At 36.7% G+C, this 19,607-nt stretch carries 20 protein-coding genes; 12 read left to right on the top strand and 8 right to left on the bottom strand.

Annotation, left to right across the window (positions count from 1 at the left end):
• Positions 1 to 104 precede the first annotated feature (104 nt).
• The 3 genes from D0T08_RS01185 to D0T08_RS01175 form a co-directional block, all read right to left on the bottom strand.
• Entirely contained in the window at positions 105 to 524 is a 420-nt protein-coding gene (locus D0T08_RS01185; RefSeq protein ID WP_116980737.1) for a response regulator, read from the bottom strand.
• A 353-nt stretch (positions 525 to 877) separates the two neighbouring features.
• Positions 878 to 1,720: an SDR family oxidoreductase gene (locus D0T08_RS01180; protein WP_116980736.1), complete on the bottom strand. Its 843-nt coding sequence runs from the start codon at positions 1,718 to 1,720 to the stop codon at positions 878 to 880.
• Positions 1,721 to 1,755: 35 nt separating this feature from the next.
• On the bottom strand, positions 1,756 to 3,243 hold the full coding sequence (locus tag D0T08_RS01175) for an alpha-amylase (protein WP_116980735.1): 1,488 nt from the start codon (positions 3,241 to 3,243) through the stop codon (positions 1,756 to 1,758).
• A gap of 409 nt (positions 3,244 to 3,652) precedes the next feature.
• Between D0T08_RS01175 and D0T08_RS01170 the strand changes: the two genes are divergently transcribed.
• Positions 3,653 to 4,300 carry a DUF6766 family protein gene (locus tag D0T08_RS01170; protein ID WP_116980734.1) on the top strand — a complete coding sequence of 216 codons (648 nt, stop codon included), beginning with the start codon at positions 3,653 to 3,655 and terminating at the stop codon, positions 4,298 to 4,300.
• 239 nt (positions 4,301 to 4,539) lie between these two features.
• Positions 4,540 to 5,061 (top strand): ferritin-like domain-containing protein, encoded by a 522-nt coding sequence (locus D0T08_RS01165; RefSeq protein WP_116980733.1) that lies wholly within the window; start codon positions 4,540 to 4,542, stop codon positions 5,059 to 5,061.
• Between the two features lie 73 nt (positions 5,062 to 5,134).
• Here the strand turns inward: D0T08_RS01165 and D0T08_RS01160 are convergent, their stop codons facing one another.
• Positions 5,135 to 5,332 (bottom strand): hypothetical protein, encoded by a 198-nt coding sequence (locus D0T08_RS01160; protein WP_116980732.1) that lies wholly within the window; start codon positions 5,330 to 5,332, stop codon positions 5,135 to 5,137.
• 390 nt (positions 5,333 to 5,722) lie between these two features.
• Here D0T08_RS01160 and D0T08_RS01155 point away from each other — a divergent pair, with 390 nt between their 5' ends.
• From D0T08_RS01155 to D0T08_RS01120, 8 genes are all read left to right on the top strand, one after another.
• Positions 5,723 to 6,898 carry a glycosyltransferase family 1 protein gene (locus D0T08_RS01155; RefSeq protein WP_116980731.1) on the top strand — a complete coding sequence of 392 codons (1,176 nt, stop codon included), beginning with the start codon at positions 5,723 to 5,725 and terminating at the stop codon, positions 6,896 to 6,898.
• 410 nt (positions 6,899 to 7,308) lie between these two features.
• Positions 7,309 to 7,980, top strand: coding sequence for a response regulator transcription factor (locus D0T08_RS01150; RefSeq protein WP_116980730.1), 672 nt, complete (start codon positions 7,309 to 7,311; stop codon positions 7,978 to 7,980).
• A 173-nt stretch (positions 7,981 to 8,153) separates the two neighbouring features.
• Positions 8,154 to 9,029 (top strand): cation diffusion facilitator family transporter, encoded by an 876-nt coding sequence (locus D0T08_RS01145; RefSeq protein WP_116980729.1) that lies wholly within the window; start codon positions 8,154 to 8,156, stop codon positions 9,027 to 9,029.
• A 161-nt stretch (positions 9,030 to 9,190) separates the two neighbouring features.
• Positions 9,191 to 9,736, top strand: a complete 546-nt coding sequence (locus D0T08_RS01140; protein WP_116980728.1) for a Crp/Fnr family transcriptional regulator — start codon at positions 9,191 to 9,193, stop codon at positions 9,734 to 9,736.
• An 83-nt stretch (positions 9,737 to 9,819) separates the two neighbouring features.
• Positions 9,820 to 10,464 (top strand): hypothetical protein, encoded by a 645-nt coding sequence (locus D0T08_RS01135; RefSeq protein WP_116980727.1) that lies wholly within the window; start codon positions 9,820 to 9,822, stop codon positions 10,462 to 10,464.
• Between the two features lie 65 nt (positions 10,465 to 10,529).
• Positions 10,530 to 10,925, top strand: a complete 396-nt coding sequence (locus tag D0T08_RS01130) for a VOC family protein (protein ID WP_116980726.1) — start codon at positions 10,530 to 10,532, stop codon at positions 10,923 to 10,925.
• Positions 10,926 to 11,145: 220 nt separating this feature from the next.
• Positions 11,146 to 12,297 (top strand): Na+/H+ antiporter NhaA, encoded by a 1,152-nt coding sequence (nhaA, locus tag D0T08_RS01125; protein WP_116980725.1) that lies wholly within the window; start codon positions 11,146 to 11,148, stop codon positions 12,295 to 12,297.
• A 33-nt stretch (positions 12,298 to 12,330) separates the two neighbouring features.
• The gene (locus tag D0T08_RS01120) at positions 12,331 to 13,071 is read left to right on the top strand and encodes a CPBP family intramembrane glutamic endopeptidase (protein ID WP_116980724.1); all 741 of its coding nucleotides are present in this window, start codon (positions 12,331 to 12,333) and stop codon (positions 13,069 to 13,071) included.
• A gap of 298 nt (positions 13,072 to 13,369) precedes the next feature.
• On the opposite strand, the gene D0T08_RS01115 is transcribed toward D0T08_RS01120, so the two are convergent.
• Together D0T08_RS01115 and D0T08_RS01110 are read right to left on the bottom strand one after the other, a co-directional pair.
• Positions 13,370 to 13,744, bottom strand: coding sequence for a pentapeptide repeat-containing protein (locus tag D0T08_RS01115; RefSeq protein ID WP_116980723.1), 375 nt, complete (start codon positions 13,742 to 13,744; stop codon positions 13,370 to 13,372).
• Positions 13,745 to 13,811: 67 nt separating this feature from the next.
• Positions 13,812 to 14,864, bottom strand: coding sequence for an alpha-hydroxy acid oxidase (locus tag D0T08_RS01110; RefSeq protein WP_116980722.1), 1,053 nt, complete (start codon positions 14,862 to 14,864; stop codon positions 13,812 to 13,814).
• 241 nt (positions 14,865 to 15,105) lie between these two features.
• On the opposite strand from D0T08_RS01110, the gene D0T08_RS01105 reads away from it, so the two are divergent.
• Positions 15,106 to 15,552: a VOC family protein gene (locus tag D0T08_RS01105; protein WP_199538103.1), complete on the top strand. Its 447-nt coding sequence runs from the start codon at positions 15,106 to 15,108 to the stop codon at positions 15,550 to 15,552.
• Positions 15,553 to 15,556: 4 nt separating this feature from the next.
• On the top strand, positions 15,557 to 16,000 hold the full coding sequence (locus D0T08_RS01100; protein WP_116980721.1) for a DUF6265 family protein: 444 nt from the start codon (positions 15,557 to 15,559) through the stop codon (positions 15,998 to 16,000).
• A 194-nt stretch (positions 16,001 to 16,194) separates the two neighbouring features.
• Here D0T08_RS01100 and D0T08_RS01095 read toward each other — a convergent pair whose 3' ends face one another.
• Positions 16,195 to 17,766, bottom strand: coding sequence for a DUF1593 domain-containing protein (locus D0T08_RS01095; RefSeq protein ID WP_116980720.1), 1,572 nt, complete (start codon positions 17,764 to 17,766; stop codon positions 16,195 to 16,197).
• A 370-nt stretch (positions 17,767 to 18,136) separates the two neighbouring features.
• Positions 18,137 to 19,513, bottom strand: coding sequence for a TolC family protein (locus tag D0T08_RS01090; protein WP_116980719.1), 1,377 nt, complete (start codon positions 19,511 to 19,513; stop codon positions 18,137 to 18,139).
• Positions 19,514 to 19,607 lie beyond the last annotated feature (94 nt).

Raw genomic sequence — 19,607 nt, 5'->3', positions numbered from 1 at the left:
ATAAATACTAAAAAGGGTGATATATCCTTGCTTTGAATATATCACCCTTAGAGAATTTATTATATCTTGCTAATATCTAAATTTATTTAAAGCAGCTACAGATTTTAAAAGAAAATCGGCAACTTCAATTGCCAGTCAGAAGTTAATATTTTTCTGACTGTTTCGACATATTCATCAAAATCCTCAGGTTTGGTCAGAAACAAATTAGCTCCGGCATCATAAGCAGTTTGTTTCATCACTGTATCCTGGCTTGATGTCAGGATAACCGAAAAAGTACTACTTAGATTTTTGTCTTTCCTGATTTCTTTCAGGCACTCAATCCCATCTTTTTTAGGCATATTAATGTCTAATACAACAATATTATATGCTGGAGATTCAGGAGATTGCAAGGTTTGCATCAATTCCACACCATCGCTTACAACTGTCAGCTTTGTTGGAATATTTACTTCTGTGAGTGCATTGTTAAATATTTCCTGATAGTCTTTATCGTCTTCCGCCAAGACTACATTCAATGATACGTGCATAGTAAGGTCTTTTATAGTATGTGTAAATTTTTTATAGATGGGACTAACACATAAACCCTCCACAAAATCTGCCTTTTTTACAAAACAGCTTCTGTGTTTACATGGTTCAGATGATTTTCAGTAAATCACCTTTAACGCTTTTAGGTATTGAATTAAAGGAGCGAAGTTTAGTTTTCTTTGGCTATATAAACTTCCTTTTCTATTAATTGATTCATGCGTTATGTTGGGTTTAGTAAGTTATCTATAAAAATAGCTTTTTTCTATTAAAAATTGCCTTTTGGGGTGAAAAAAATCTGGTTTTAACTGAAATTTAATAGAAAATTTAATTTTTTACACATTCTGCCTATCATTTTCTATCCATTTACGATAGTTCCGCCATTTATATGAATGACCTGACCTGTAATATAACTGGCATCGTCTGAAGCCAGAAAAACGTAAGCCGGAGCTACTTCGGCTGGTTGCCCTGCTCTTTGCATAGGGGTATCTTTTCCAAAAGTATCTAAGGTTTCATCCGGGAAAGTAGCAGCAATCAATGGAGTCCAGATAGGCCCTGGCGCTACAGCATTGACCCTTATTTTTTTGCCATTCAGAATGCCTGAGAGGGAACGAGTAAATGTCACGATTGCTCCTTTGGTAGCAGAATAATCTAACAGAAAAGGATTGCCCGTATAGGCTGTACTCGAAGTCGTATTAATGATAGAACTGCCCTCTTTCAAATGCGGTAGTGCAGCCTGTACCAGAAAAATCTGTGAAAATATATTTGTTCTGAATGTTTTGAGTAAGTTTTTTTCTTCAATTTTTTCAATAGCTGCCGGAAACTGCACAGCGGCATTATTAACTAAAATATCTAGCCGTTTCCATTTATCTATTACTTTCTGTACAATCTTCTTACAATTTTTTTCAATACTTATATCAGTATTTATTAGTAGGGCCTCACTTCCTTTTTCTTCTACTAGCTTTTTGGTTTCTTTAGCATCGGTATCATCATCAATATAAACAATAGCTACTTTGGCACCCTCTCGCGCAAAAGCTATACATATAGCCCTTCCTATCCCACTGTCGCCTCCCGTCACAATCGCTACTTTATCCGCTAGTTTCTTATCGGCTGTGTCATATTCTCTTTCAAAAATGGGTTTTACTTTCATGTCCGCCTCTCCTGAAGAAGCTTTGTCAATTTGCTCTTTATCTGATTTCATTGCGTAGATTTTTTAGTTTTTTATATTTTATAGATTTAATTTTCTTTCAAAACCCAGACAGATACCGATTTTTTATTAACAGGAAAGGTGCCTGTACCATTTTCATCAATTATTACTTCTTCATTGACATTCTGTAGAAAATCTACATAGTGCTTACCACTATGCTGCTTGCCCACTTCCATATTTTTCTCGCTATTCTCACCATTTGATAAAATCACTACACAGCCGGGATGTTCGTCATTACCCTCTCTTACCCATCCAATACAATTGCTGTTATCGAAATAATCTTTCTGATCTCCATAGGCATAATGCTTACGAATTACCAGTAGCTTAGGTAGCTCTTTAATTTTAGGCATTTCTATTTTATGATATTTGCCATCTTTGCCTTTGTCTTCATAGCTTGTACCATAAAAATCTGCATAGAAAACACATGGATAACCTTCTTTTCTTAATAATATAAGGGCATAAGCCAAAGGTTTAAACCACGGCTCAACTCCTGATTCTAAAGATTGAATAGGCTGTGTATCATGGTTTTCTACAAAAGTTACGGCTAACGAGGGCTGTGTACTTACTAAAGAATTGTCGAAAATAGTACTAAGGTTGTACTCTTGATTGCACTTAGATGCAACACTTAGATTATAGTGAAGCGGCACATCAAACATGTGTATTTTGCCTTGTGTTGCCTTAATATATTTTTCTAACTGATCAAGCTTTTTATCAGTCCAGTATTCTCCCACTGCAAACAGGTCAGACTTAAAATTCTCTCTCATAAAATCTAGCCACTCTGGTGGGAAATCAGGTGTAATATGTTTAAGGGCATCCAGTCTCACGCCATCGAAACCAGCAGTTTCATAATACCATTTTCCCCATTGCTTCATTTCTTCCCGTACAACCGGGTTGCGATACTCAATATCAGAAAGCATCAGAAAATCATAATTAGCTTTATCGTTTCCAATCACTTCCTCCCATTTGGTATCGTATTCATTCTGAATTTTGAAAACACCTTTTTCCTGTAAATCAGCGGCATAACCTACACCACTAAAGCAATGATAGTCCCAAACAAAATCAGAATATTTACCCCCTCTGCCCGGATAAGTAAAACGAGTTGACGCTTCTATTTGTATTGGCTCAGATATGGGGTCAACATTGGTTTCAGGATCCATTTTTTTTACCCATACTTTTTCATTCTCATCAGCCCCTGCCAGATGATTAAGCACTATATCAGCATATACCTGGATACCGTTTTCATGTAACTTTTTAATCATATTCAGGTATTGTTCTTTGGTACCATATTTGGTTCTGACGGTGTCTTTCTGGTTAAACTCGCCTAAGTCATAATGGTCATAAATATCATAGCCTCTTGATTTAGCACCCTCTGCACCTTTACAGGCTGATGGTACCCAAACGGCAGTTATGCCTAAGGCAGGCAAATGTTCAGCTTCATCGGCTAATTTATTCCATAATGTACCATCAGCCGGATAGTACCATTCAAAGTATTGTAGTATTACTCCATTTGTTTCCATAGGACTTACAAAATCACAGTAAAATATAGAATATTAGCATGTGGTGTAGAATAGCACCTGATTAGTTTGACAATTTTAGTCACAGCAAAAAAATAGTCACAACAAAACTGTAGTACATCTCCATTTTATTTACAAACAAATTTAATTGAGTCTTTACATTGGTGTTAAGTGAATACACATTCCATCATGTATTTTGTTTAATAAATGAGTTTGAAAATATTGATATTGTTAAACAAAAAAGCGTACCATTGAGCAATTGGTGATTTTTATCCTACTTATGAGGCTATAAATGGATTTTTAATCTCATTTAGTTATTTGATGAGTAATACGCTCCACGTAATTATTTATGGCGCAGAATTTTTATTCAGTAAAGTATATATACGAACAAACACTTTAAAAGTCTGTAGAGATGAAAAAGGCGTCTTTTCTTAAAAAAAATGGTCTTTCTATTTCATTGCTAGTATTATTTCTGGTTTTCTGGGCAGGGCAAGCCCTTACAGGTTGGAAAGTGTATAATGAAGAACTGCTCGAGGATAATGGGAAGCCTATTCCTTTTTTTGATTATCTGACAAGTGGACATTTTGTATCGGCCACTTTCGAAAACTGGGAAAGTGAGTTCTTACAGATGTTTATTTTTGTGGTGTTCAGCATATTCCTCTATCAGCATGGCTCTCCTGAATCGAATCCTATTGGAGAAAAAGACAAGAAGCCAGACGAGCATAAGAGCCCGCATTGGGCAGTCAGACAAGGCGGATTAATTAAATGGCTTTATGCCAATTCTTTAAGTCTTACACTTTTTACTTTCTTCTTGTTGTCATTTGCCGCACATAGTTGGGGAAGTTTCAGACATCATCAGACTGAACAATTGTTAAAAAATGAAAACCCTGATTTCTATTTTGACTACATAGGAAGCACCGACTTCTGGTTTGAATCATTTCAGAACTGGCAGAGTGAGTTTCTGGCAGTATTTGTAATCGTATATTTTACCGTTTTTCTTCGTCAACATGGGTCTCCACAATCGAAAAAAGTTGATTCAAAAGACGATGCCTATGAATAAACTGAACCAGATGATAAATGGAGGTATAGCAATTGTGCAGAGTAATAAAGTAATGCTTGTTGTATTGCTTAGATTTCTCTGTTACTTTTTTGCCACATTTCTTCACCTCACTCTTTTGATTTTCAGGTAACGCAATGCTCAAAACTTACTATTTGGTTTCCGTTTTGGGGTGGTATAATTTTTTAGCGTTTTTAGGCAATTCCTCTTTTTATTTTTAAAATTAAAACAACCAGACTGTCATGAGAAATTACACAACTTCAGAGCAAGAAGGTGAAAAACTAAAAGAATTATTTGTAGATGGCCTCAAAGACATCTATTGGGCAGAAAAAAATTTAACAAAAGCGCTGCCTAAATTAGCCAAAGCAGCCACATCTGAAGATTTAAGAGACGCCTTTGAAATGCATCTGAGTGAGACAGAAGGCCACGTGGAAAAAGTAGAAGAAGTATTTGAAATTATAGGTGAAAAAGCTCAAGCCAAAGTTTGTCCGGCTATGGAAGGCCTGATAAAAGAAGGAGAAGAAGTAATAGAATCTACAGATAAGGGAACAGTAGTTCGCGATTGCGGCTTGATTATGGCTGCGCAAAAGGTGGAGCATTATGAAATAGCTTCTTATGGTACGTTAAGAACATTGGCACGAATGCTTGGTCACAACGATGCGGCCGATGTACTGCAAGAGATTCTTGATGAAGAAGGAGCAGCAGATAAAAAATTAACAGACCTGGCAGAGTCTCATATTAATGAAGAAGCCGCTCAGGAATAAAGATAAGAAAGAAAGAAGTAAAAGTTTGTTTATTTGAAATGGGCTTTGCGTAATGCAAAGCTTATTTTTTTTATCAGATATTATTAGTTGTCTGAAAATCTATATGCCCGATTAATGCCAGATTTTTAAGCGCCTGTACCCGGGCTTTCAGAGCAGATGCTTTCATCTTTATTATCTGAACCTGTGCCTCAAGAACTAAAGCTTTGGTTTTGATGAGTTGGAGATGCGCTTCTTCCCGTATTTTTTTTATTTCGTTAAGTTGTGTTGTCATGATTTTAATAATTTTAATGATAACAGCGTTTAAAATATATTATTGCCTACTCACAGTCATATCCTGACAAAACCTATGCCATAATTTACTGAGCGGTCGGAGACATGAATAGAAACCTATAAAAGCTTATTAAAGAGATGTCCATTAATGATATTTTATCTGATTGAGACTGCTTTACAGTTTTCTAAGTTAAAATGGGCTGCTTAAGCCGCTTTACCAGCTAAGCTATCTATCATCATCCTGAATTGTTTATTGATGGGTATTTTAAACCCCAACATTTCATTGATATTCCCCATCAAAATAAAGTATAACTCTTAAACACGAGTAATTTGCCTCAATAGATAGAGGAACATTTATTTAAACTTTCGCTAAGACTTAAACAGTAAAATCATGAAAAGTTTCGACACCGGAGAATACTCGTTTCCACATGATAAACAAATTGTAGAAATTCACGAGGAAGATAATATTGATACATTACTTTGTTTTGCACCCTTCAAATGGGAGTCTGTCTTTCAACGGCCTCAACATCTGATGAGCTATGCCGCTAAGAAATGGCGGGTTTTTTATATTCAGGAACCTGAATTTGAACAGAATGTTTCAGAGCCGGACATGGATGTAAAAGAACTGAAAAAGCATAAGAATCTGTTTGTGGTAAGTCCGAAATTGCCTCAGGACTTATCGAGAAACGACGCAGAAAAAGCTATGCAGAATTTGCTAGCCAAACTATGTTATGAGTATAGCATTGAAAATTATGGTACATGGTATTACACACCTGTTAGTAACCATTATACTACTGATTTATATCCGAGAGTGGTAGTGTATGATTGTGTAACGCCGATAAGAACCACACAGCCAGCTTTAACAGATATAGAAAATGAATTAATCTCCCAAAGCGATTTGGTATTTACCAATGGTAAAACACTATTCGAAGCCAAACGTAACTGGCATCCGCAGGTCTATAATTTCCCGAGTAGTATTGACAAAGAGCATTTTATTCAGGCTCGTTTGGAATTACCAGAGCCAGCAGATCAGGAAGAAATTTTACATCCAAGACTTGGTTTATATGGAGCCATTGATGAATGTTTCGATTTAGAGCTTCTTAGAGCACTTTCGGCTCGTCGACCTGACTGGCAATTTGTTTTAATAGGACCAGTCATTGGTATTGATGAAGACACGCTGCCAAAAGCTGAAAATATTCATTATCTGGGCGAAAAATCGTATCAGGAATTACCCTCTTATATCAGTGGCTGGAATGCTGCGCTATTGCTTGTATCGACTGAGAAAGCAACACAGGCACATGTACCAACCAGAACCCCTGAGTATCTAGCGGCATTTAAACCTATAGTGTCTACACTGGTGCCTGATATTATCAGCCCTTATGAAGAAATGGGATTAGTAAATACAGCGAGCAATGTGTTTGAATTTGAAGCCGCTATTGAAGAGGTTCTTTCTTACGACAAACGCAAAGAGTGGAAGAAAACCATAGATGAATTTCTTAAAACCCATTCATGGGATGTGACCTGGCAACAAATGCGCCATCTCATCAAAACACACATCATTGCCTAGTGCTTAGCTATTTATTGAGTGCTTTAATATTTTTATTAAAGCACTCAATAAATAGCTAAGCATCAACGTTTTAGTGGTTAGAGATGTAATTATTATTTATCCTACCGAAGGATAAATTTTTTGTTTTGAACTTTCGCCAAAAGTAGTTCAGAAAATCTCAAAAAAGCTTTCGAATTAAAATTTGGTTCTTATATTTGCTGTATAGAATTATTTTTTTGCTGTAAAACGACTTCACAAGTAAAAAAGAAACTCCGGCTAATAAGATTATATCATCGACTTATTATAAGCTACTATCTGACCAGGCTTATATGATAATAAGTTGTATTGATTACCTGTAAACAAATTTCTATCACAGTTATTAGAAATCGCTTAATAAATTATTAGATTTTTATTAGAGGAGTTATTTTCCCATGAGATTATTATTGATTGAAGATGACTTCAAGACCGTACAGTTAGTTAAGCAAGGTCTTGAAGAGAATTTTTATGAAGTTGATATAGCCTATGATGGCTTAATAGGCAAGCAATTAGCCTTACGCAATAAATACGCTGTTATTATTACTGATATTATACTACCTGGCATAAATGGTCACATGCTCATTCGTGAGTTGAGAGAAGCAGGTATAAAAGCACCGATTCTCATACTTTCAGCTATGGGAGACACAAACGACAGAGTAGCCGGATTTGATGCTGGAGCCGATCAGTATCTGGTTAAGCCTTTTAGTTTTTTAGAATTACTGGCAAGGATACGCTCACTCATTAAGCGTAGCTCAGAGGTACAAATGACCCACGATGTATTGAAGTTTGAAGATTTAGAGGCAAATCTAGATACTAAGTGCGTTAAAAGAGGCAATGAGGTTATAGAATTGACGGCACAAGAGTTTAAATTATTGGAATATTTCTTGAGGAATCAGGGAAGAGTACTTTCAAAGGCACAGATAGCCGAAAAAGTATGGGATGTTGATTTTGATAGGAGAACAAACTATGTTGAGGTCTATATTAATTATCTGAGAAAGAAAATTGATAAGAATTTTGAGAGAAAATTAATTCATACCGTATTTGGAATGGGGTATGTGTTGAGATAAATTTTAAAAGCGAACATAAGTACTATTTTCGAACGTTGCAGAATGTTGAATTTAAAACCATATTCGACATTCTGCAACCGAAAATCGACAATATTAAATCATTTGTTCTACCTTTACAGGAGTATTGACAATTGCTCTGAAATTAGAAGCGATTCAGCAATAACCTCTTTTAGATGGCAAATACTCCCGAAGAAAAAGCATTAAAAGCTACCTACTTTAGTATTTTTGGCAATATAGGCTTAGCTGTTACTAAATGGCTAGCTGGGTTTTTTGGTAATTCTTATGCCCTGATTGCCGATGCCATCGAATCAACCACTGATATTTTTGCGTCTCTTTTTGTACTTCTTGGAATAAAGTATGCCAGCCGTCCCGCTGATAAGAATCATCCTTACGGGCATGGACGCATCGAGCCATTGATTACCTTTCTGGTAGTAGGTTTTCTGATTATTTCAGCTACCTTGATAGCGTATGAAAGTATTAAAAAAATCAGAACCCCTCATGAACTTCCCCGAACCTGGACCTTAATAGTACTAGGAGTAATAATAATCTGGAAAGAAGCTTCTTATCAGATTGTTATCAGAAGAAGTAAAGAAACAAATAGTTCATCTTTAAAAGCCGATGCCTGGCACCACCGGAGCGATGCAATCACTTCTGTAGCGGCATTTATTGGTATCTCAATCGCTTTAATTTTAGGTAAAGGATATGAGTCAGCTGATGATTGGGCAGCTTTGTTTGCCTCAGGATTTATCCTCTACAATTGCTACCTGATTTTTCGCCCGGCTCTAAGCGAAATTATGGATGAAAATCTCTATGATCATGTAATAGATACTATCAGAGAGAAGTCTTTAGAAGTAAAAGGCGTGATTGATACCGAAAAGTGTTTTGTGAGAAAGGCTGGTATGAAATTTCATGTAGATTTGCATATTGTAGTTGATGCCAATATGACTGTAAAAGATGGCCATACGGTAGCGCATAACCTAAAAGATTATCTACAAACCCAAATGCCGGAATTAGAGCAGATACTGATACATGTAGAGCCACATGAATAAGTATTTGGCTAGGAGGGGAGGCAGAGAGAATCAATAATCCTGTTTTATATATGTACAATCGCTTCAATATCCCTATGTATAGATATAGACACTTTGAAAATTCCAATTTGCTGTTAACAACAAATTCGATATTCCGCAACTGACAATCGACATTCAAGACCATGCTTCAGGCATCATTAAAGAAAATAGGAAGATTCACGGCTGAAGATATTGCCACACTTGAAAAGCTGTTGGTACGAAAACAGTTTAAAAAGAATGAGTTGTTATTGACCGAGGGTGCTATCTGTCAATCGGTTTTTCTTTTGGTATCGGGGGCGGTTTATCAATTCTCTGTTAATGATATTGAAGAGAATGTCATTGATTTTTATATTCAAAGCGACTGGATAATGAACTACGCGAGCTTTGTCGGACAGAAGCCTTCTACTACACAAATGAAGGCTTATACTGATTGCGAGGTTTTAGAACTTACTATCCATAAAATACATCATCTTATCGAAGTATCACCCGCCTTTTTTCAATTAGGTAAATTGATGGAACAAAGCATGGCTCGCATGCACTACTTTGATAATTCTCTCACACCGCTACAAAAATACAACTATCTCGTTGAAACAAAGCCTCAATTACTTCAGGAATTTCCGTTGAAAATGATAGCTTCCTATCTAAAAATTACTCCTGAAACTTTAAGCAGAGTGCGAGGAATCTATTAATAATTTACATTTCTTGATTTGAATCAAGTGATGGTTTTATTGAGATAAATCATTTTTGTGACTTATCCCGGACAAACAATCATATGGAACCTCAATTCAGAAAAACTACTGCTTTATGCCTTTTAGTTGGCTCGTTATTAGCTACCATCACCATGATATTACACCCTAGTGGTGGAAGCATGGAGCATATCACTCATATTAAAGAAACTATTATATTCTCGCACTCGATGGCTATTTTTTGCTTACCTTTTATAGGATTTGGCAGCTGGGGATTAACCGTACACTTGCAAACATCAGGCAGAGTTTCAATGCTTTCTTTCTTCGTTTTTTGCTCAGGGTTAATCGCTGCCATGATAGCGGCCTCTATAAACGGTATAGTGTTACCTTATTTTGTAGAAAGATATTATAAGTCAGGCGTTGACGAGGCAGTACTGAAAACCATCTTAGGCTATGGCAGATATATGAATGCTGCTATGGATTATATTTTCATTGCTGCTTGTGTTTTCGCCATTGGTATATGGTCTTTAATAATTGTAACTAAAACGCTTTTACCCAAATGGATAGGCTATTATGGCTTTATTATCATTGCTTTCGGCATGATTGGTATTTTTACAAACTTCAATTTTATCAGTGTTTTGGGCTTTAGAATCTTTATTTTTAGTTTAGTGAGCTGGTTAGTATTGGTAGCATTGATCATGATTTGGGCAAAGCGCACAGAGCAGAATTAGTTGTTAATGATGCTCTGAATATTTAAAATACTTATTTTCTCCTTTCTGCATATAACCATAAAAATATGAAAACCTCCAAAGTAATCTATAAAAACGCATGGCCCTATCAGCAGGATAGTATGAATCTACCAGTTGAAGATGTAGATTTCGCACTTCCATTTTATGAAAATATATTGGGTTTTAAGAGAACATCTCAAAGTAATTCTCCTCATAAATCAGTAGTATTAAAAAGAAATGATATAGAAATAGGTTTAGTAGAAAATGGAGGCGACCCGACTCAGGATGGCTGTTTCTTTGAAGTAAACGATGTAGAAGATGCTTTTGAAGAACTGAAGGCCAATGGCTTTAGCAAAGTAGACCCAGATTTCAGTTTGCAGCGACATGGCACAACCTCATGGAAAGTTTTCTTTATAGTGGCCCCTGATGGCTTATGCTATTGTATTGGTGAGAGGCAGAATTAATTAGCATACAGAGCCAGGAGACTAGAAAAAGGAGAAAGAAAAGAACTCTATTAAGATTGGAACAAACCTAAATATTTTGGTTTATATGTAGAATGTTTCACAGATTTACGTTGACAATACTATGTTAAGCGAAATAATTTTATGATTCAATATCTTCATTTTGCTTTCTTCGTATATAAAAATAAATTCCTACTTTCGCAGCAAGAAAAGCAGCTAAAGTATGAAACTGACACAACTATTCAGAGATTTTTTTGAAAGCGAAAAAGCAGGGGGACTTATCCTGATTGCCTGTACCATTATTTCTTTATTCTTAGCTAATTCAAGCTTTGCAGATAATTATGCGCATATATGGCATGCACCAATAGCCGGGCAATCTACAGAATATTGGATAAATGATGGACTAATGACTATCTTCTTCCTGCTGATTGGCTTAGAACTGGAAAGAGAAGTTTATTTAGGTGAACTCTCTAATTTAAAAGATGCCTTATTACCAATTTTCGGAGCATTGGGCGGTATGCTTGTACCTGCCTTATTGTATCTGTTTTTTAACTGGGGTACAGCAACACAACCAGGAGCAGGTATACCGATGGCTACTGATATTGCCTTTGCCTTAGGAGTACTTTCGTTGCTTAGCAATAGAGTGCCTGCTTCACTGAAAATTTTCCTGACTGCTTTAGCTGTTATTGATGATCTTGGGGCAATATTAGTGATTGCTATTTTTTATACCAAAACCTTACTTTGGAGTAATTTGCTCATAGCTTTTGGCATTTTTGCTCTCTTATTATTATTGAATCGGTTAAAAGTAAGAAACCTGATCCCTTATCTGATTGGAGGCATAGCTATGTGGTATTTTATGCTTCATTCTGGCGTACATGCTACTATTACAGGTGTATTGGTGGCCTTTGCTATACCATTTGGTAATGGCGATGAAAAATCGACTTCTTATGTTTTGCAGCATTTTCTGCATAAACCCGTAGCTTTTTTAATACTCCCCATTTTCGCATTGGCTAATACCGCAATCAGTATTAGTGGCAATATCGGTGATATACTATCCCGGAATTATAGCTTAGGTATTGCAACAGGTCTGATTATAGGCAAACCTTTGGGTATTTTTCTGATAGCCTTTATAGCAGTAAAACTCAATATCTGCAAACTACCCAATGATCTTGACTGGAAAGTTCTAGGCAGTGTAGGCTTTTTGGGTGGTATAGGTTTTACAATGTCTATATTTATTACATTATTGGCTTTTGACGCTGTCAACATTATCAATAATGCCAAATTTATAATTCTGCTCTCCTCCTTGGTTGCAGGCATCATTGGCTATTTTTTTCTGAAATTAACTTTGAAGAAAGAGATAGCCTTATCAGAGTAACTAAACCTGAAAAATCTATTACCTATAAACACTATGACAAAAGAATTGAAACCATTCTGGAATAAATTTTTCTCTTTTAACTGGAAATTTGGGCTTTTCTTGATTTTTGTTATCTGTGTCCCTCGTTTTATATTGGTTTTGCATGCCAATGCAACTGCAAATTACAAGTATATAGGATTAATAATGATCATTTCGGCCATTGCGCCATTTATATTCATAAATAAATATGGTCGAAAAGTAATAGGACTCACCAAACCCCAAAAATACTCATGGCTTTTAGCTGCTTTTATTGCTGGGCTTGCTGCCAGCTTACTTTTATATTGGATAGGACAAACGCTATATGGGAATACCGATAAAAACTGGTATCAATACATTGCTAAATCTTATAATATACCATGGGGTATCAACAAAAAAGATAAAGCAGTTTTATTTGCCATTATGGCAACAACAGCCATGATATTCAGCCCAATTGGCGAAGAACTATTCTTTAGAGGTCTTGTTCATACAAGTTTTGCCCAATCAGTAGGTGAAAAAAAAGCATCGTGGGTTGATGGTACTGCTTTTGCTCTTACACATATTTCACATTTTGGATTGGTTTTTATTAATAAGCAATGGCATTTCTTCACTATCCCAACTTTCCTATGGGTTTTAAGTATGTTTTTGGTAAGTCTTTTGTTCTATAGCTACAGAAAAAATGTGGGTTCAATTCTAGGAGCAATCGTTTGTCATGCAGCCTTTAATTTAGGAATGGTCTATTGTATATTTTATTTGTGACCTGTTTGAAACTGAAGGAAAGGGAAATTTTTCTTCGCAAAAAATAGGAGCTACTAAAATTAAGTAGCCCTATCCAAAACAACTTTTGCTGTAATTGGCTGGCAAGATAAGTCCTAAGGCGCAGATGGTCAAAAAAATTTATCCAATGGTAAATTGGAGTGATCTCGGCATTTTTTGATGTTGTTTTGGAAGGAACGATCTTCACCAAATTCAATTAATTCAGGCTCTCTGAACGCAAGAAAGCAGGGTGTGGTTAATAGACGAGGTATTAAGACTTTTATATAAATTACTAAAATTCTTATTCTTCAAAATCTTTGATCCACTCATCAAATTCGGCTTGGACTACTAGTTGACCATAACAAGAGTTATTGTTAAAATATACATCATCCGTCTTTGACCTTACAAATTGTGAACTTTCAATACAAACATTTTCAAATATGGCATTATTTAAGTCAGCTTCTCTAAAATCACAGGTTTTAATCCCACCATTTATAAATTTCGCATTTCTTAAATTAGCTCCTCTAAAACTTATATAAAGATTACAACCATCAAAGACTATGTCTTCAAGATTTTCATTATCAAAACTTTCATTATACATATCCAAGTCACAGAAATATCGTTTGCCTTTCTTATAATCTTCCAAAACATAGGTAACTAAATTAGTCTTTTCCATCAAATATCAATCAAATCGATTTACAACCTTTTTTTACTACTAATAAATTCTTATTTAACATATATAATTATTCCCATATCACAGAACGATCAATACTTGCTAAACTAGTCTTCCCTGTAAGTATCATAGCTAATAATAGTTCGTCTTTAAGTATCTGTATTACTTTTGCTACACCGTCGGCTCCACCACAGGCTAATCCATAGCAGATGGGTTTCCCAACTAAAACAGCTTTAGCGCCCAAAGCAATGGCTTTCATTACATCGGTACCTCGTCTGATTCCTCCATCTAATAATATCGGTATCTGCTGATTTACTTTGTCAGCAATACGTGGAAGTACCTCAATTGTCGAAGGAACTGTATCTAAGTTTCTTGCACCGTGGTTAGATACAATAATGCCATCTACATTTGTTTGAACAGCCTTGACCGCATCTTCATGATTTAGAATACCTTTCAGGATTACAGGGATTTTAGTAAATGATTGCAGCCATTCAATATCTTTCCAGGTAATCGGATTTTTTGGCGCACCTATTTCGCCAAGAGAATAATGAGCAATTACATCTTCAGGCAAGGCAAAGCCTACTCTGGCTTGTCTGTCGCGGATTCCGGGAGTTGGGGTGTCAACGGTTACACAAAGGGCTTGGTAGCCCAAAGATTCTGCTTTTTGAATCAGGTCTTTTGTATAAGCACGATCGTCTCTTACATATAACTGAAACCATAGAGGCTGAGTAGCTATTTCAGCTATTTCTTCGAGTGGAGTGGTTGTAAAGGAGCTGACTACATAAGTGGCAGACGCTAGCCCTGCACCTTTAGCAGTGGCAGCCTCAGCCTCTGAGTGCATGAGTCTGTGAAAAGCAGTAGGAGCAATGAGTATAGGATGGGCTAACTCTTTACCGAAAAGAGACAGACTTGTATCTAGCTTGGTTACATCATTCAATACAGTAGTATTGAGTTTGATGTTATCAAAAGCTTCCCGATTCCATCGGAGTGTTACTTCGTCAGCTGCACCGCTGGCTACATATTCGTAGGCCATGCGGGTCATTTTAGAAGCAGCCATTTGCTCAAAATCAAACAAATTAATAAGTTCAGATAAATCGGTTGGGTAGCTATTGCTCCGAGTCATTGGTAAGTATCAGGTTGAATTAGTAATTCAAAGATAATGAAAGTATTGAAGATTCAGGAGGAATGACAAATTTCGCATAATACACAGCTGAGATAATAAATTTTTAAATGATTTTCATGCTTTTATCTCGAAAATCCTGTCAAAAATTGAAGATTATGTTAGTGGTTTTTATTCTAATTGTTTTTATTTTTGAATAAGGTATTCGTGATCTTTCAATCTAATCGTTTCACATATATCACCTATGAATAATACCATATTTTTTGCTCCCGAACTTTTTATCAATAATGGTGTAAAAGATGTCTCTTTTTATGAAAAAGCATTTGGAGCAATAGAACAAATGCGCTTTTCTAATGATGATGGCAGCATTCATGTAGTGGAGTTTTCTATTGGAGGAATGTTATTTCATATTCATGAAATAACTGCAAACAAGCATTTTTTCTCGCCTGACAAAAATAATGGCACTACTGTTACGATTGGTTTATTTGCGCCCGATGTAGACAAACTAATGGCGCAGGCCATTGAGGCTGGTGCTAGTGAAATAAGTCCGGCACAGGATTATGATTATGGGTACAGACAGGGAATATTAAAGACCCGTTTGGACATTACTGGCAAATACAGAAGAAAATCTAAAAGGATAGTCCAATTTTGCTATAGAAGAATGATTCTAATCAAACAATTTAAACACTAGCACAATGAAGACACTTATCTGTCTCCTGACTCTTGTCTTAATATTCACAAATGTAGCTGACGATAATCTTACTCAGGTTCAGTTTTTAGAGGGTACCTGGAAAACCGAGAATAAGGAAACCTACGAAGTATGGAAAAAGAATGATGATGGTACACTGAATGGAAACTCTTATAAAATAAAAGCAGGTGAGAAAGTAGTATCAGAATACCTGAGTATAAAAATGATTAATGGCAATCTTACATATCAAGCAAGAGTACCACATCAGAATAATGGGCAAACCATTCCTTTTGTTTTAAATAGAGCCGTAGAAGACCAACTTTCATTTGAAAACCTAAGCCACGATTTTCCCAAAAAGATTCAGTATAAACCTATTGATGCACAGAGTATCTTAATAAGTGTTTTAGGGGATGGAGATAAAGGGTTTAAGTATAAGATAGTAAAGCAATAGCCCCCGATCCCTAAAGGGGAGTAAAGACAAATATTCTTGTCGAAGCTATCTATGCTTCATCAAAATCAGGCTGGATTTTTTAAACTAGTAGAATTGTAAACTATGTATATTCCTTATGACAAAGTCTTCTTGTCTGAGATAGTAGACAGGACGACTTTACCGCACGTGAGTTAATCCCCTTTAAGAGACGAGGTCTACCTCCTTATAGAGATGACAACCCGTTGATATTTGGTAAGGGATGGTGTCCCGTTATCGTTTGCTTCAAATATAAGGTGTATGGTTTGCCCTGCTTCAGCATCTTTTGGTATCTGAATTTCTGTCTGCAACGCATCCGGTTTTGTGATTGTTACACCTTTTGCGAAGTTACCTACCTGGAACTGCCACCATTTAGTAGTAACTGAATTTCCATCAGGGTCTGCTGCAAAGCCATTTATACGTATTTTTCCTCCTGCTGAAGCTACCAGAGCTAATGGGCCCTCAATCCTGACATTAGGTGAATGATTAGCATTCGCATATTTGGGAGTTACAGCCCACTGTATTCTGACAGCAAAATCCCGTTGTGCTTGAGGAAAGAAATCAGGGAAAGGGTTTTCTTTTATTCTGTCATTCATTGTACTCAGGGCTGTGGCCATGGCAGTAGCACTGGTATCAGCCAATCCGAAACCAAAATTATCTCTTCTCATGGCTGCACCTCCTCCCCAACCACCATAGTATCCGGCTTCGTAGGCGCGTAATCCATTGCCAAGCATATTCATAAATGTATGATTATCGCCTTCGCCTAACCATGAGCCTTTTGCTTGCGGGGGCATCCACACCACATAGCCCATTTTCTTCAACTCGTCTGTGGTTTTTCCAGCTACGCCAAAATAGTCCATTATATCTCCTTTTACCATTTGCTTGCCATCACCCCAGACACGGTATAATCCGCCAAGAGGACCGCGGTCCAATACGTTTTCTTTCATCCACTCTGTAGTCAAATAAAATGCATTTGTTGGAGTGGCTCTCAATTGAGCGCCGTAGCCATAGTTAGGCCCACTACTGAACTGGCGGTATTCAATTTCGGGCCAGTAAGGTTTGATATAATTAGCATAGGTATCGTCCTGGTCGCCGGATGGCAGAAGAACTACTTTTTTGGCAATTTTCTTTTTAATAGCATCCCATTGCGTAGTGTATTCATATTGATCCTGAATTGATTTCAAGGCACGGGCGATTGAGCTCTGTCCTCCCCAGGCGGTGATGTATAACTGACCCGGTTTATCATCCATAATAGCAGCTCTGATTAATTCTGAACCCGGTGTATCTTCAGAAAAGTCACCATCAAATTTGATATTGCCAAAACGGATTTTTGATTTCAACACACTTGGCGCTGGATACTCAGGATTATGGATTTTAAGGTTTGGATACGATTTTTCGTAGGCCTCTACAATATCGTGAATGAAGCGCTCACCTTTAGCCCAACGCCACGATTCACATGGACATAAATTAAGTCCGAATCGTGAGTACTCTCTGTTGGGCATAGACCATTTGGTTCCTTTACCGTCTCCTGTCCAGTGAAACTGACTGCTGTTGTATACGAGTCCTTCAATATTTAGGTCGCTACTATATAAGATTAGACGTATCAGAGAGTTGTTATCATCAAGCTCCGGGTCGGCAGTGATGATAATTCGGGGCTTTTTTTCTTTGAAAGAAACCTGCGCATTGGCCTGCTGAAAAAGAAACAGGATAAATAAGCTTAAGATGGTTGGAATCCGCAAATAGTTAATCATAGGGAGAATTTTGGAAGTAATTATTTCATTGTTTCTTACTTGAAACAAAAATAAAAGAAAATAAACGAAATAAAAAGAAAATAAATGAAATAATTATCTTCGATTTCTTTTATCGTATTCAGTGAATAATTAAATTTATTTTTTGAATAATGCAATATTTCTGAAAATATAAGAAGGGCTTATTCTGATTTCGAAAAGAAATAAATTTTAACTTCTCTTTGAGATAACTACAAAGATAGAGTAGAAATTCTTGGAGATATTATTAATATAAGATAAATAATACGTCAAGAAATTGCTTATTAGAAATTAAGAAAATAATAATATCACATCTTTTATAAACAAGTAAAGGCAGGGTTTCTTTATAAACTTGTTATTGAGCTAATCGCCCCGTCGCATAATCAACCCCCACAACAGCCTTAGCCACTTTAGCCTGCAAAGAAATCAATTTCTGCTGTGCTTCGAAGAGTTTGTTTTCGCGGCTATTGACTAAGAATAAACTGCTTTCACCATTATTGAATTTGGTGAGTTCGGCCTGGTAGAGTCGGCGATAGTTATTTACTGTTTGCTGGTAAATCTCTAATTGTCGCTGTAGTTGCACTGCATCGTTGAAGTATTTATTTACTTTGTTTTGTTGCTCCGTAAATAGAATGCGGTTTTCCCATGTTTGCTGAGTTATTTTCAGATTAGCCTTGCGATATTCTGCGCGAGCTTCACGAAGAAATAGGGGCAGTCCTATGGTAAATCCCCACTTATAGTTGTTCTGAAAAAGATGGGGCTCAGCAAAGAATGTATAATCTTTATTTAATAAATTATAGTTCAGATTAAAAGTAGGCAGCAGACTCTGAAATTTGAGTTGTCTTTCAATGCCCAACACATTGCTTTTTATTTGTGCCTGTTGCAATTTGGGGTGCATGGCTGCTTCGTTCAGGTAATCACTCAGCGGTAATAAAGGTCTGTTGATGAGACTAATATCAGGTTGAACAAAAGTGGGTAGCTGATACGCCTGTTCGTTTTCCTGCCACAAAAAATTGCCCAGTTCAAAACCAGCATTGTTAAGGTTCTGCTGCGCTTCGGTTTGCAAAAACTCAAAACTCTGCAATTGCGCTAACGTTTCTACCGTATCGATAGCAGGACGGTCGCCAAGTGTTACGCCGTTTTTGATAAATTGATAACGCTGTTGGTTGGTTTGTAAAAGACTGTCGGCCAGTTGTTTCAGAAAAAAAGCATTCTGCCATTCATAATAAGCTGCCGTAGCTTCGTATAACAATTCATTGAGCATCAATCGGCGTTCCTGGTCTGAATAGGCCACCATTTCTCGTGCCTGTTTTACAGCCGCTCTGCGTTTGTCTATCAATAAGCCTTTACCTAATGCTACCGAAGCCCCTACGAAACTGCTACGCCCTTTGCTTATTTCAGGGTTGGTATAGTATCCCTGATTGTTTTCGGTACCTGCCTTAAAGTCTATACCATACCATGTAGGCACTTTCAGCTCTGAGGTAAGGTAGGTATAGTAGTTTTTGCTGTCGAATTGCTTTTCGTTTTTATTCAGATAAACTGAAGGCTCAAAAGCACCACGTGCACTCAGTAATTCTGCTTTGGCTATGTCGGTTTGAAGATAGGCTTGTTGTGCCACAGGGTGGAATTTCCTGACAATATTTATAAACTCGTCATAGGCCAGCCTTTCCTGTGCTAAGGCAGGTGACACACAGCTGAGGAATGTAAGTATATAAGGCAGTAACTTTTGCATGTTTTCAAATGGAGTGAGTTAGTGATTGAGTGGCCGGTGCTGCGGTGAATGAGTGATTATTGAGATATTTATCAACTTTAATCATTGCATAGCA

The sequence above is a fragment of the Emticicia sp. C21 genome (genome assembly GCF_003418935.1).
GTDB lineage: Bacteria > Bacteroidota > Bacteroidia > Cytophagales > Spirosomataceae > Emticicia.
The sequence above is the reverse complement of the archived record's forward strand: the minus strand, read 5'-3'. Positions and strand labels throughout refer to the sequence as shown.

Coding starts and splice junctions, on each gene's coding strand:
- D0T08_RS01155 (WP_116980731.1), top strand. CDS start 5,723: ATGAAAAGTTTCGACACCGGAGAATACTCGTTTCCACATGATAAACAA.
- nhaA (WP_116980725.1), top strand. CDS start 11,146: ATGAAACTGACACAACTATTCAGAGATTTTTTTGAAAGCGAAAAAGCA.
- D0T08_RS01165 (WP_116980733.1), top strand. CDS start 4,540: ATGAGAAATTACACAACTTCAGAGCAAGAAGGTGAAAAACTAAAAGAA.
- D0T08_RS01105 (WP_199538103.1), top strand. CDS start 15,106: ATGAATAATACCATATTTTTTGCTCCCGAACTTTTTATCAATAATGGT.
- D0T08_RS01175 (WP_116980735.1), bottom strand. CDS start 3,243: ATGGAAACAAATGGAGTAATACTACAATACTTTGAATGGTACTATCCG.
- D0T08_RS01130 (WP_116980726.1), top strand. CDS start 10,530: ATGAAAACCTCCAAAGTAATCTATAAAAACGCATGGCCCTATCAGCAG.
- D0T08_RS01145 (WP_116980729.1), top strand. CDS start 8,154: ATGGCAAATACTCCCGAAGAAAAAGCATTAAAAGCTACCTACTTTAGT.
- D0T08_RS01100 (WP_116980721.1), top strand. CDS start 15,557: ATGAAGACACTTATCTGTCTCCTGACTCTTGTCTTAATATTCACAAAT.
- D0T08_RS01095 (WP_116980720.1), bottom strand. CDS start 17,766: ATGATTAACTATTTGCGGATTCCAACCATCTTAAGCTTATTTATCCTG.
- D0T08_RS01140 (WP_116980728.1), top strand. CDS start 9,191: ATGCTTCAGGCATCATTAAAGAAAATAGGAAGATTCACGGCTGAAGAT.
- D0T08_RS01135 (WP_116980727.1), top strand. CDS start 9,820: ATGGAACCTCAATTCAGAAAAACTACTGCTTTATGCCTTTTAGTTGGC.
- D0T08_RS01115 (WP_116980723.1), bottom strand. CDS start 13,744: ATGGAAAAGACTAATTTAGTTACCTATGTTTTGGAAGATTATAAGAAA.
- D0T08_RS01185 (WP_116980737.1), bottom strand. CDS start 524: ATGCACGTATCATTGAATGTAGTCTTGGCGGAAGACGATAAAGACTAT.
- D0T08_RS01150 (WP_116980730.1), top strand. CDS start 7,309: ATGAGATTATTATTGATTGAAGATGACTTCAAGACCGTACAGTTAGTT.
- D0T08_RS01090 (WP_116980719.1), bottom strand. CDS start 19,513: ATGCAAAAGTTACTGCCTTATATACTTACATTCCTCAGCTGTGTGTCA.
- D0T08_RS01160 (WP_116980732.1), bottom strand. CDS start 5,332: ATGACAACACAACTTAACGAAATAAAAAAAATACGGGAAGAAGCGCAT.
- D0T08_RS01120 (WP_116980724.1), top strand. CDS start 12,331: ATGACAAAAGAATTGAAACCATTCTGGAATAAATTTTTCTCTTTTAAC.
- D0T08_RS01180 (WP_116980736.1), bottom strand. CDS start 1,720: ATGAAATCAGATAAAGAGCAAATTGACAAAGCTTCTTCAGGAGAGGCG.
- D0T08_RS01110 (WP_116980722.1), bottom strand. CDS start 14,864: ATGACTCGGAGCAATAGCTACCCAACCGATTTATCTGAACTTATTAAT.
- D0T08_RS01170 (WP_116980734.1), top strand. CDS start 3,653: ATGAAAAAGGCGTCTTTTCTTAAAAAAAATGGTCTTTCTATTTCATTG.